We start from the raw sequence: 13,246 nt of genomic DNA, 5'->3' as shown, positions 1-13,246 counted from the left end.
TCGTTGTTTCCAGGAAAACGTTGTGCAAAGTGTCTAAAATTCCCAGTACTGCCAAATCCGTGAAATATGATTTAACTCATTGACTAAAAAACAAAGGAGACCACTGTTTGCAGTAGTCTCCTTCATTCGATTTAAACGTATATGGTTAGAAACCAGGGTTTTGCTCGATATTACGTACTCCGTTTACCGTGCTCTGAGTGATGACGGATTCCGGAATCGGAATTAATTTGTATTTCTCGGTGAAGACTGCTCCCGCGAGGTGAATACGCTTGATCTGCTCGTGTGACAGATAAGCATTCAGGTAAGCTACAACATCGAAAGATACGGCCGTTTTACCGGCTTTCGACAAATTATCCCAACGGGTCAGGTCAAAGAAACGCTGACCTTCCATACCCAACTCCAGCATGCGCTCAAAGCGTACGGCTTTGATGGCTTCTGCCTGGCTTCCGAAAGAAGCGTAAGGTTGAACATTGTAGTTGGCACAAGGGGTACCGTCTGCAAATTTCACAACACTTTCCGGACTAGCTGCACGGTTACGAACTATATTGACGTATTCCAGTGCTTTTGCTGTGTTGCCCAATTCAGCTTCTGCTTCTGCAGCAAGAAGGAGGACGTCCCCATACCGGATGATCTGCACATTCTGAGATGTGGATACAAATCCCCAGTCAATAACGCCTCCAAGACCGTTGTCAAATTCTGCATAGGAAGGGACATTCTTCTTCGGAGAGTATGGTCCACCGTTCTGTACCTGGCGGATCCATAATGTACCAGGGTGCGGTCCCCAATCGAGGTACTGGATACCGCGACGACCTACGGTGTGATCCAACCGGGGATCAAATTCACCCGCATCCGGAGTAAACGGATCGTCAGAAGAAAGACCTTCGTCAGATTTAACATCAACATCGTTGAAGTTATCCAACATTGGCAGACCATTAACCGTCTTGAAGGAGTTCACCAGGAACTGAGAAGGCTGGAAGAATCCGCAGCAAGAGGTTCTTGCAGCGCTACCGTGTGGTACGTTCAGCGTGTTTTCGTAGTTACCGTTGGCGATGGAACCATCGTAAGCAGATGCTTCGAAAGCGAAGATGGACTCGGTGTTGCCGTTTTCCTTTTCTGAAGCAAAGTTATCGTAGTAATTCGCGTTCAATGCATATTTAGCACCGGCTGCAGTGGTACCATTGGCGATGATCTGATCATACAATGCTTTGGCATCAGACCATTTACCCTGATACATGTACACTTTTGCCAGATAGGAAGCAGCAGCCCATTTATTGGCGCGGCCCGGTGCAGTCTGTGTGCCTGGCAGGTTATCGTATGCATATTTGAAATCATCTTCAATTTCCGACCAGATCATGTGATCATTTTTCACGGCAGGAAAATCAGTAACGGTTTCATCCACATAAGGTGCATTTCCAAATACCTTGACAGCCTCAAAGTGGTAATGGCCACGCAGGAAGCGGCATTCTCCCGAGATGCGTGCCCGGTCAGCATCAGCAAGATCTGTTGCTTCAGCCAATACCCGCATGGTTTCATTGACCCGGCCAATACCGTCGTAACTGCCTACCCATTTCTCCCGGATGATCCCGTTAGCAGGGGTTACTTCGTGGCGTTCGATCGGGTTGATGTCAACACCGTCAGAAGGTTCTGTCCCTTTGTAGGCATCTGCACCACGGATACTTCCCAGTACCCAGTTGGATGCACCACCGTGCTGGTTGAAGTGGTTGTTACCCCAGTCTTCAAACCAGGAACCGTCCAGGTTGGAGTAGGCTCCCAGCAAAAGGCCTTCGATGCCTTTCAAGTTTGCCAGCGAAGCCGCAGAATAAGACCCCTGGGGCGGCTGGTCCAGAAAGCTATCACTACAGGAGGGGACTAGCATCGTACCTCCCAGCAACAGCGTGTATAACAGATATTTATTGATTTTCATATGTCTTTATGGTTTTAAGATTAGAAGGTTACGTTCAAGCCAAACAGGAATTGCTTACTCTGCGGATAACTTGTTTCATCGTATCCCATCCGCAAGTCGTTCGAGGTGTCCGTACCGTTAATCGTAATGTCTGGTTCAACTCCTGAGTAAGGAGTGATAGTAAACAGGTTCTGAGCCTGAACATACAGACGGATGCTGCCCAATTGCAGGCGGTCCATGATGTTCTGAGGCAAGGTATAGCCCAACTGAACAGTTTTAGCCCGGAAGTAGGAACCGCTTTCTACGTAGTAATCCATTGAAGAGTTCCGGATCAATTCGGTATAACCAGATTCGGTACCGGGAGCCAATTTAGGCAGGGCTGCATCCGATTTACCAGGTTCCCAGCCATCTTCCAACACTCTACGACCAACACCACCTACGAAATAACGCATTTCATAGAAGTTTTTGGTGTAGTTATACAGCTCGTTGCCATAGTTCCATACGAAGAAGGAGTTCAAGTCCCAGTTACGGTAATGAGCACCCAGGTTCAAACCGGCAACAAAGTCCGGGTGAGGGCTACCAATGAAGGTACGGTCGTCGTCATTGATGACACCGTCTCCATTCTGATCTTTAAATCTCCAAGAACCAATCACTGCGTTTGGCTGATCCAATGCTTCGAGGTCGGCCTGTGTTTCAAAGAAACCATCGATCTGGAATCCTACGAAGGAAGAGATCGGGTGACCTGCCTGTGTTCTGAAGGCGTTACCAAAGCGAGAGGTGCCTGAAGAGAAGAAAGTCTCCGGATTACCGTCAATGTCGAGAACCGTATTCTTGTAATGTGTAAAGGTCAGCGTAGCATCCCATTTGAATTCACTCTTTGCACCGCCATGATAGGTTGCATTGAAGTCAAATCCACGGTTACGCATCTTACCAATGTTGATGAAAGGCTGGATAACCAACGGTTCCAAACCATTCCGTACACGTTGTACCAAAAGGTCTTTCGTATCGTTGTTGAACCAGTTGAAAGAAACATCAACTTTGTAGTTGAACAAGGAAGCGTCAAATCCAATGTTGGTTGTCTCTGAAGTTTCCCACTTGGTTGCAGCACTACCTGAACGTTTAGCAGCGTAACCTTGTGCGGTACCTGTCTGCTGACGGTTGATGTCGTAGTTGGTTGCACCCACGTTGAAGAAGAAGATGGAGTACTGGTTATTGGCATCAACCACGCGCTCACTACCTAACTGTCCCCAGCCACCGCGGATTTTCAGGTCATCGATGAAGGAAACATTATCCATGAAGCCTTCCTGTGAAATACGCCATCCCACACCGAAGGCGGGGAAGATACCATACCGGTTATCGGTACCAAATTTGGAAGAACCGTCCCGGCGTACAGTTGCATTCAACAGGTATTTGCCCTGGTATGAATAGTCGATCTTTCCAAAGACGGAAGCAAGCGTCTGACGGAACAATGGTGAAGAAACGTCGTTTACAGCCTGATCGGTATTCAGGGTAACGAATTCTGGGTCTTCAAAGTCGAAGGTGTTGGAAGATACGGTGATCCCGTCTCCAAAGCCTTTGATGGCTTCGGTACCTGCCAATACTTTGATGTTGTGATCGCCCAAAGGCAATTCATAGGTTGCGGTGTTGGTCCAGGTCCAGAACAAGTTGTAGGTAGAACCTTGTCCCAACTGAGTCAGACCGACGTTTTCAGAACGTTCGTAGGTCTGCCAGGTATAGCTTTTATAGTTGTTATTTCCATAATCAATACCATAGGAGGTACGCAGGGTCAAATTCTTGATCGGCATGATTTCGGCAAATACGTTACCAAAGATCTTGTAGTTGTAGCTCAGGTTGTCTTTCTGACGATAGACGTTAGCAACCGGGTTGGAACCGTTACCGGATTCTCCAACACCGTTACCACCCCAACCACCGTTGATGTCGTAAACAGGAATATAGGGTACCATCCGGAACATCTGTGCGAAAGCACTGCCTTCCGTACGGTTACCAGTACCACCTGCTGAAAAGTCTTCGTACAGCACCTGAATGTTTTCACCCAAGCGCAGGTATTTTTTAGGATTGAATGAGGTATTGGCCCGGACAGCGTAGCGCTTGTAACCGGAATACTTCAAGGTACCTTCCTGATTAAAGTAATTGAAACCAAGAGAATACACTCCTTTGTCAGAACCTCCACTAGCCGTCAACTGGTGCGATTGCATAAATCCAGACTGCGTTGCTTCACGGAACCAGTCGGTACCATCGGACAACGGCATAATCTGATAAATATCACGGTAATTCTCAATGGAGTACAGATCCGGATTGGCCCGTGGGTCACCGGCTTTCACACCACCTTTGAAGCCATTGCTGACCACGATGTAATCAGGAATAACCGGGTTGGCCAGGTTGCCGAATACCGGGTGGGTGAAGCTCGTACCGTTGTTCTTCTGCAGGTATTTAACATAATCTGCAGTATTCAACAGGTCCGGAGCGCGATTGTAAGGGAATTGCTGGGTACCAACATAACCATCATAGGTCAGTCTGAGTGTACCAGCTTGTCCTTGTTTGGTGGTGATGATGATTACACCCTGAGCGGCGCGAGCACCATAGATTGACGCTGAAGTAGCATCTTTCAACACCTGGATGGACTCGATGTCCTGCGGGTTAACTTTGGAAGCGTCTCCCGTAGGAACTCCGTCGATAACATAAAGCGGAGAACTGGATCCGAAGGAAGTAAATCCACGGATACGCACTTTAGACGAAGAACCCGGTTCACCACTACCACTCACCACGACACCACCTGCACGTCCCTGTAGCTGGGATGTCAAGTTGGCCGAAGGCGTGGTTTTCATGTCTTCGGTACTGATCACCGATACTGAACCGATGATGTCCGCTTTTTTCTCCGAGGAATAACCCGTAACAACAACTTCGTCCAGCAGGCTTACATCCGGAGCCATGCTGATGTTGATGACGGTATTATCGCCAACAACTACTGACTGCGTCTGATAACCTGTGTACGAAAATTGCAGAGTTTGCCCTTTTTGTACACTCAGGGAATAAGTACCGTCCACTTCTGTGACCGTACCATTGGATGTTCCCTGAATTAAGACTGTAGCTCCCGGCAGACCGAATCCGGTCTCGTCGGTAACGGTTCCAGTCACCGTGACAGACTGAGCGAAGCTCACCTGCCAGGCGAAAAGCAACATCATGATCAGGCCTCCGGGCTTAAACCGGCCCAGTAACCTGCTCATTTTGAACAAGTAAGTACATTCCATAAACCTAATTTTTATACAGCTAATGAATCAATGAATTTAGTCAAAGATTTGTTAAAATCAATCATTCGGCGTCAAATGTATTGATTTATAATGTTTTCATAAAATTCTTGTTTACCACTTTTTTGTTGGGGCTCTCCCCACGTTTTTCCCAGTGCTGCCAGATCCTCCAGTTTCAGCTGTCCCTTTTCGAAAGATTTACCTTCATCCGTTTCGAAAGAGGCATACCGCTGCTGCCGTAAATCGAGGTACGGCGAATGGTCCAAGACATCCTGAGCGATCAGTAATGCCCGGGCAAAAGCGTCCATGCCACCAATGTGCGCATAGAAGATATCTTCCAGATCGGTAGAGTTACGCCGGGTTTTGGCATCAAAATTAATACCTCCTCCCTGGAAACCACCACCGGGCAGGATCACCAGAAAAGCCTCAGCCAATTCATAGAGGTTATTCGGAAACTGATCCGTATCCCAGCCGTTCTGATAATCGCCGCGGTTGGCATCCATGCTTCCCAGAGCGTTGGAATTCACGGCCATCTGCAGTTCATGCTGGAAGGTGTGCAGCGCCAGGGTGGCATGATTTACTTCAACGTTCAGTTTGAAATCTTCCATCAGGTCATAGGCCCGGAGGAATCCCAAAACCGTAGCCGCATCAAAATCGTATTGGTGCTTGCTGGGCTCCATCGGTTTGGGTTCTATAAAGAAAGTACCCTTAAAGCCCTGCTTCCTTGCATAGTCCTTTGCCATGTGCAGGAAGCGTGCCAGGTGGTCCAATTCTTTTTTGGTATCGGTATTCAGCAACGACATGTAACCTTCACGGCCGCCCCAGAATACATAGTTGTGTCCTCCCAATTTTATGGTGGCATCGAGTGCATTCTTCACCTGAGCTCCTGCATAAGCAACGACTTGCAAATCCGGATTGGTCGCAGCCCCGTTCATGTAGCGGGGATGGGAGAACAGGTTGGCTGTTCCCCATAACAATTCAACGCCCGAGGCTTTCTGCTTTTCCTGTGCGTAATCGGTGATGACCTCCAGTCGCCTGGTCGATTCCGCCAGATCTTTCCCTTCCTGGATGAGGTCGAAGTCGTGAAAACAATAAAATGGGGCGCCAATTTTTGTAATGAATTCAAAAGCGGCATCCATTTTATCTTTGGCCTGGGCAATGGCATCGCCTGCAACGAGCCAGGGAAAGTCCTTCGTACCTGGCCCAAACGGATCTCCTCCGGTACCACAGAAGGTATGCCAGTAGGCAATGGCAAACCGGAAATGATCCTTCATGGTCTTATTCCCCACCACACGATCTTCATCATACCACTTGAATGCAAGCGGGTTATCCGACAAACGGCCTTCATATCGTATACGGTTGATACCTGGAAAATACGTCTTATCGCCTATGACCGGGCCATTACTCATACAGTTACAGTTTCATTTTGTTGGTTCATTAAATCTTTTTCCCACAGTTCGTATGCATCGCGATAAACATCCGCATGCTGCTGTGGCCGGTAAGAATGAATAACCTGAGCAGTCTGGACTGCCTCTCGTATAGAAGTGTAGCATCCTGCCGCAACGCCGGCTGCTTTTGCTGCCCCTACGGCACCGGTTGTATCCAGTACTTCGATGGTACTACCGGTCAGGTTAGCTATGGTTTCACTGAATATGCGGGACTGAAACAGATTGTCATTACCTACCCGGATAACCTGCAGGTCCACACCCATGCGTTTCAGGATCTGCATTCCATATACAAAGGCAAAAGCAATCCCTTCCAGTGCCGCGCGGTAGATGTGAGCACGTTTGTGCCGGTTCAGCTGCAGATTGATCCACTGGACCCCGGTTTGCTGGTTGGATAGCATCCGCTCGGCGCCATTGCCAAAAGGAAGGATGCGCAGACCATCAGCGCCGACAGGCACACTGGCTGCTGCGTTCTCCATTTCCTGGTAGGAAGTTCCGGACGGGGCGATCTCTTTCCGGATCCAACTGTAGAGGATGCCGGCCCCATTGATGCAGAGCAAAATGCCCACCCGCGGGTCGTCGGCTTGATGGTTCACATGAGCAAACCCGTTCACCCTGCTTTCACCATCATAGATGTATTGATCCACGACGGCATAGACCACGCCGGAAGTACCGCCTGTGGCTGCAACCTCTCCGGGCTCAAGCACATTAAGTGATAAGGCATTATTAGGCTGGTCGCCTGCGCGGTAACCCACCGGTATCCCTGCTGGCAGACCGGTTGCTGCCGCTGCTTCTATACTGATGTATCCCTGTACGCCGACAGTCGGGACTAATTCGGGAAGCACCTTCACATCGAAACCATAATAATCCAGGAGTATTTGTGCCGGTTCATTCAGGCCAAAATCCCAGAGCGTACCTTCTGACAATCCACTTACCGTAGTTGTCAGTTTATTGGTCAGCCGGTATGCAATGTAGTCTCCCGGCAACATGATCTTATGTATTCTGTGGTAGTTTTCCGGTTCCTGATCCTGTACCCACTTCAATTTTGATGCGGTAAAATTGCCCGGGCTATTCAACAGGTGGGTCAGACAGGTAGTGGCTCCCAGATCCTGGAATGCGCGGTCACCGTAGGGCACTGCCCGGCCGTCGCACCAGATGATTGAGGGCCGGACGACAGCTCCTCCCTGGTCAACAGCAACCAAACCATGCATCTGATACGCTATACCTACTGCTGCAATTTGTTCTGAGGGAATGGATGATTCGGAGAGTAGTTGATGGGTGGCCTGACAAACGTAGCTCCACCACAGTTCAGGATTCTGTTCGGCCCATCCGGGATGTGGAGCCTGGATCTCCATTTCGGTACCGGGAGCATGGGCAATCGCAATGGTCCTGCCATTGTCGACGCTGACGAGGGCAGCCTTAATGGACGAACTGCCTATATCATACCCAATAAGATATTTATTGTCTTTCAAGCTCTCTCCGGTTACCTTCTGAATGCCAATCTAGATGCAGGCCTAGTCAAAAGATTGTTTCACGAAATTTGGAATAGCTGGCATTCCATTTGGTTTTCTCCAACTATCCTTAACAAAGAAAAGGATTAAAATTTTGTTAAAAAACTATTTCCCTACTGCAATTTTTCGCCAATCATTAAAAAATATTACGCCACTTATACGCCAATAATAAACAAATGTGACGAATAAGGGCCTACATGCTGAAGAATTGGTGATTTGACCCTCGAAGTTACCTGTGAAATTTTACGTCATTGTTACGTCAACAACCTTATTTGGTCCGGGCCCGGAAAGACCAGGTAACCCACAATTCAACGGATAGATGTCCTCCGGATTCTCCTTTGACCTGTACCCGGCAAGTCTGTGGAGTCTGTGTCGCAACCGCCTGGCCAACAGCCCCCGCGATCCGTGTGCCTTCATCGCAACGAAACCGGATGCCTCCGACTGCTTTCTTATGGAATTTAGCTTCCATCTCTACCACCAGCATCGATACATTATTGGGGTAACAATGGTCTTGTGCCAGCAGGCCGCTGGCCAATTCCCCGGCTCCGCACAGTGCGGAGAAATAAATGGACTTAAACGGATTTTTACTCCGCCAGTTATGGGGCAAAAAAATTACGCAGTGGTCCGAATCGACAGACTCAATACGTACTCCCCAAAACCAAAGGGAAGGCAACCGGGTTAAAAAATACCAGCGACGCTTCCAGGGATTGAGTAAAGGATGAGCCATTGCATTATGGTTTTTTGTTTTTTGTTTTTGCTTTCTGGTTATTCTCAGTTCGTTATCAGCCGGTTTACCGGATCAATATCACAACCCATTCCTCATACCACTCACCCCATACCTCACACCCCATACCTTTTTCCTTTTTCCTTTTTCCTTTTACCCCTAACCTCACCCCCACCCTCAAATTTTCCACCGCAAACCGAGGCGAAAACTGCGGGGCATGCCCGGATAATAATAGCGGGGTGCAGCCCCCCCAAAACTACCGGCATTGATCAGGAACATGGACGCATATAAGGTATTGGTGAGGTTGTCTACCTGGCCGAATGCATCGAACTGCCATTTCCCGAGCTGAAATGCATAACCCGCATTAAAATGCATCAGAAAATAACCATCACCCCAGGCTGAACCATCATCCCGCAAGGGCAGGCGATCCTGCGCGATCAGCTGGACCAGGGCGTGCCACCGATCCCTGTATTCCCAGCCCAACTGGTAATTGACCCGGTGCTTTGGCGATCCTGGCAGCCGGTTGCCACTGTAATTGTTATCGCCGTCTTCAAAATCCAAAAACCGGTAATCCGCAAAGGTGTAGGCCAGCGTCTGGGTCAGCGTATGCGATCCCAGAACCCACGGATAACTGGCATTAATTTCAACTCCAAACATCCCGGTGGAACCGGCATTGATCACCTTTGAAATCGTCTCGGTAAGGCGGCGCAGAACCAACTGATCCCGAACCCACAGGTAATATACATTAGCCTGAAGCTGGAGTCCCTGACTGCCGTGATAGACATATTGTCCCTCGAGATTCCACCCTTGTTCCGGCAACAGTCCTGGTATCAGGGTACGGTCTTCGTTGCGTACTACATCTGGCCCGGGAACCGACACTCCTTTGTTAATCAGCAAATGAACTTGCTGATCCCGTGGCAGTTGCCGCGTGACCCGAAATCCCGGCGAAAAGATCACCGGAAAATCATAGGTATTGGCAAACCGGTAATGCACCTTCTGCAACTGCCCGCTGGCTGCAAATACCCAATTATTTGTTTGCCAACTCCATTGTCCAAATGCATCCAGATGCTGGCGTTTCTGCGGATCGGCGCTTATAAAAGGCCCGGTACCGGACTCCAGGGTTTCAAAATAGTTATCGGTGACCGCTTCCCTGCTGCTTTCTGCACCCAGGACAATATGCATCCGGTCTCCTTCGTATTGCCAGAAAGATCTCCAGCCCAATAAATTATGGAGGTCATCAAAGGTATCAAAGGGACGGCGTTCAAAACCATCCCGACGGTTTTGATACACGGCGGCATGCCAGCTGTTACGCCGATCCAGGGCATAGGCGTAATGGACTCCACCCAGGAGGCGCACGTAATACTCATACCCTTTGACGCCAGCCCAATTTGCCGCCGCTTCAGCCGGATTCGTCCGGAATGTTTTTTCATTGATCGAGCTGGCCAGAAAACCTTTGGTCTCGATCCACTGCAACATCCACTGCAACACATGCCGGCCCTGGATCCACTGACCCATCGTTGCCAGATTATCCCGCCGGTAAAATTGATTTGCACGATAGCCATCACTCACCTGCCGCGCCTGACTAAAACTCATCCGGAGGTGTTCGCCGACCTGCGTCTGAACTTCATTACGGAGTCCCCACGTGCCAAACGATCCCACCAGTGCCTGGCCTTGATACAGAAAAGGACGATCGCTGTTCAAACTGGAAACCACATGGATCGCGCCTCCCAGGCCGGCATTAAACAGGGCACTGGTAGGCCCACGATACACTCTGATCTCATCCGCCAGTTGCAGGTCCAGGTCTTCCAGGGTCGACTCGCCGGCACCGTCGGTGAGCGGTATGTGATTCCAGTAGGCCCTTACTTTATCGGTACCAAACAAGGTGCGGCTGCCTGCTCCACGGATGGTGATGCGATTGGTATTGTTCTGACCGGTCTGCATATAAACACCGGGAATGGTATTCAGGCTCCGTTCGATAGAGATGGGATCCAGGGCAAGAATGGCTTGCTGACGAAGCAGCTGGGGCTGGAGTGTGGCATTGCGGCTGGGCAGGTAAGCCTCCACCTCCACTTCATCCAGGTTGAATGCAAAAGGCTGCATATTGATGGTAACAGCCGGCTGACCATCCCACCGGATCAGCTCTTCCAGGTATCCCGGCTTCCAAACCCGGAATAAACTATCCTGAGGAACTATCATTTCAAACAAACCCAATGTGTCGGTCCTGGCCAGGGTGTCCCCTTGCCGGGTCACCAGATTCACACCGGACAAAGGATCACCAGTAGTGGCACTGTAAACGGCACCGCGGATGGTGGCTTGCCCGGACAAGGATCTTGTTCCGGACAGGACAAGCAATAAGAAGAACAAACATTTTAGCCCCATATGCTCAAAAGTACAAATGGTTTGAATGTCAATTTACACTGCAGGATGACTGCAGGCTTTCAATTTTACAAACCCAAGATAAGGAAGCACCGGATCTAACCCAAGATTGATGTAATTCTTCGGTCGAAGACAGGATGTTGATTATTATTCCGCACGGAAAATAACATTAGAATTAATTTGCATATGTCTTGCATCTCCGGCTTCCGGCATTTACCTTTATGCAAAATGCGTCCAACCATTTTTGAGGAATTCTCCGACTACCGCTTCGACCCGAAAGAGACCGATAAAGCACCAGCCTACCACCGTGTACTGCTCCAGCTTATTTTGTATCTGGAGTACCGGAAACGGTTGAAAATCCGCGAATCTCCCGAGGAAATCTTGTGTTACATTCAGCTGTTGCTGGAGGATGAAGGGCTGGAGAAGGTCTTCCGGGAACACATCACCACCTATTAAGTACGTCAAAAAAGTGTTAAAGAACGCCTTGAACACACTATGGCATTAACAGGGTATTAAAAGGTCCGGTTAAGGTATTTCTAAACCATGCGACCAGGATAGGGGAAAGCGCTTTTTTGATGGATCTTAAGGGTAGATCATTTGAACCAAAAAAGACTGAACATGAAAAAGAACTTTACCTATTTCCTGGCATGCTGTTTACTGGTTACTGCTTGTTCCAAGGATTTCCGGATCCGCCGGAAAGAAGACAAGCTGATCGGCAGCTGGCAATTTGAAAAGGTGTATTACAAGCGAGACAATGCACTTTTCCGGGATAATATCACCGATGAATTTGACGGTGATGTGATTGAATTTTTCCCCAATTACGGAGCTATCTACGATGATGTATCATTGCGGGCGACCTTCCAGGGCGACTGGCAGATTTATGCCGATAAAGACGTCTACTATACCGATGATGGCTCCGACAGTGAATGGGAGTTTTTCCTGGATATGTGCTTTGATGACTTCATTGCCGGCGAAAGCTTCTGTTATTTCGGTAGTATCTGCCGTTTGAATCAAAACAAACTGACGATTGAGGCAGAAGACCGAAGGGGTAAATACACGTTTAAATTACACCGTTATTAATGGCTGACGACCTCGTCGCAGGCCCCGGGGATCGCGAAGGCCAGGGTGATTTCACTGCCTCCGTTGTAAGGCCAAACTTGTGATCCATCCAAACTTAAAAAAGTTTGAATAAAGCTCATTTCATTTGAGGCTCCCGGACATTATGGGGTCGGGTAATTGTTATCTTTGACCCCATTCGTTCAAAGTTGAACCATGGACCGGAGAACTTATTTGAGAGCTGCAGCTTCCCTCGGAACACTACCCCTTTGGAAATGGGCAGAAACCCAGGGGGTTCCGGAAAAACCCCTGCACGTATTGGTAACCGGAGCACATCCCGATGACCCGGAGACAGGATGTGGTGGGCTGATCGCACTGTTGAGCAAAGCGGGACATCAGGTATCCGTAGCGTACCTCACCAGGGGTGAAGCGGGCATTGAAGGCACCGGCCATAACGAGGCGGCGAGGATCCGTACGGCTGAAGCCACGGAGGCCAGCACTTTATTGGCATTTAAGCCCTATTATCTGGGGCAGGTCGATGGTGCTACCGTCGTCAATCCGGAAGCTTACCAAAATGTGTATGAGTTCGTTACCAGCCTGACTCCCGACCTGTTGCTTACCCATTGGCCGATGGATTCCCATCGCGATCACCGCATCTGTTCTATGCTTACCTACGATGCCTGGCTGCGCATGCCAGACAAGCCGGCACTGTATTATTATGAAGTGATGTCCGGCATCCAGACCCACAACTTCAATCCAACCGACTACGTGGACATCACTGCAGTCCTGGATCTGAAACACCAGGCTTGTTTTGCCCACCGGAGTCAGTTCATCGAAAAATCCTATCCGAACGATCACGGCCGGATGGAACTATTCCGAGGCATGGAAGGGGGATTTGATTATGCTGAAGCATATATCCGGCATAGCAAAAGCAGGGACATTGAATTAACCTAACCAATAGCGAA

General features: G+C 49.2%; 9 protein-coding genes. 3 read left to right on the top strand and 6 right to left on the bottom strand.

From position 1 onward, the window contains the following. Positions 1–145: 145 nt before the first annotated feature. The 6 genes from H6570_02090 to H6570_02065 all read right to left on the bottom strand — a co-directional run bounded on the left by H6570_02090 (position 146) and on the right by H6570_02065 (position 11,213). The gene (locus H6570_02090) at positions 146–1,924 is read right to left on the bottom strand and encodes a RagB/SusD family nutrient uptake outer membrane protein (GenBank protein MCB9318043.1); all 1,779 of its coding nucleotides are present in this window, start codon (positions 1,922–1,924) and stop codon (positions 146–148) included. Positions 1,925–1,944: 20 nt separating this feature from the next. Continuing rightward, positions 1,945–5,172, bottom strand: a complete 3,228-nt coding sequence (locus tag H6570_02085) for a TonB-dependent receptor (GenBank protein MCB9318042.1) — start codon at positions 5,170–5,172, stop codon at positions 1,945–1,947. Positions 5,173–5,243: 71 nt separating this feature from the next. Further along, positions 5,244–6,578 (bottom strand): xylose isomerase, encoded by a 1,335-nt coding sequence (xylA, locus tag H6570_02080; protein MCB9318041.1) that lies wholly within the window; start codon positions 6,576–6,578, stop codon positions 5,244–5,246. Then, complete coding sequence (locus H6570_02075) at positions 6,575–8,086, bottom strand: carbohydrate kinase (GenBank protein ID MCB9318040.1); 1,512 nt, start codon at positions 8,084–8,086, stop codon at positions 6,575–6,577. The genes xylA and H6570_02075 overlap by 4 nt, the downstream gene beginning before the upstream one ends. 307 nt (positions 8,087–8,393) lie before the next feature. Further along, complete coding sequence (locus tag H6570_02070; GenBank protein ID MCB9318039.1) at positions 8,394–8,852, bottom strand: DUF4442 domain-containing protein; 459 nt, start codon at positions 8,850–8,852, stop codon at positions 8,394–8,396. A gap of 174 nt (positions 8,853–9,026) precedes the next feature. Next, complete coding sequence (locus H6570_02065; GenBank protein ID MCB9318038.1) at positions 9,027–11,213, bottom strand: TonB-dependent receptor plug domain-containing protein; 2,187 nt, start codon at positions 11,211–11,213, stop codon at positions 9,027–9,029. 240 nt (positions 11,214–11,453) lie between these two features. Here H6570_02065 and H6570_02060 point away from each other — a divergent pair, with 240 nt between their 5' ends. The 3 genes from H6570_02060 (at position 11,454) to H6570_02050 (ending at position 13,235) form a co-directional block, all read left to right on the top strand. Next, complete coding sequence (locus tag H6570_02060) at positions 11,454–11,681, top strand: hypothetical protein (protein MCB9318037.1); 228 nt, start codon at positions 11,454–11,456, stop codon at positions 11,679–11,681. A gap of 162 nt (positions 11,682–11,843) precedes the next feature. Continuing rightward, entirely contained in the window at positions 11,844–12,305 is a 462-nt protein-coding gene (locus H6570_02055; protein ID MCB9318036.1) for a hypothetical protein, read from the top strand. A gap of 192 nt (positions 12,306–12,497) precedes the next feature. Next, complete coding sequence (locus H6570_02050) at positions 12,498–13,235, top strand: PIG-L family deacetylase (GenBank protein MCB9318035.1); 738 nt, start codon at positions 12,498–12,500, stop codon at positions 13,233–13,235. The last annotated feature ends 11 nt before the right edge of the window (positions 13,236–13,246 follow it).

The organism is Lewinellaceae bacterium, assembly GCA_020636135.1.
Taxonomy (GTDB): Bacteria; Bacteroidota; Bacteroidia; order Chitinophagales; family Saprospiraceae; genus JAGQXC01.
This window is presented reverse-complemented; position numbering and strand designations above follow the sequence as displayed.

Bases quoted from the DNA above. Each gene is read 5' to 3' on its own strand.
- xylA (MCB9318041.1), bottom strand. From the start codon at position 6,578: ATGAGTAATGGCCCGGTCATAGGCGATAAGACGTATTTTCCAGGTATC.
- H6570_02085 (MCB9318042.1), bottom strand. From the start codon at position 5,172: ATGGAATGTACTTACTTGTTCAAAATGAGCAGGTTACTGGGCCGGTTT.
- H6570_02055 (MCB9318036.1), top strand. From the start codon at position 11,844: ATGAAAAAGAACTTTACCTATTTCCTGGCATGCTGTTTACTGGTTACT.
- H6570_02050 (MCB9318035.1), top strand. From the start codon at position 12,498: ATGGACCGGAGAACTTATTTGAGAGCTGCAGCTTCCCTCGGAACACTA.
- H6570_02060 (MCB9318037.1), top strand. From the start codon at position 11,454: ATGCGTCCAACCATTTTTGAGGAATTCTCCGACTACCGCTTCGACCCG.
- H6570_02090 (MCB9318043.1), bottom strand. From the start codon at position 1,924: ATGAAAATCAATAAATATCTGTTATACACGCTGTTGCTGGGAGGTACG.
- H6570_02070 (MCB9318039.1), bottom strand. From the start codon at position 8,852: ATGGCTCATCCTTTACTCAATCCCTGGAAGCGTCGCTGGTATTTTTTA.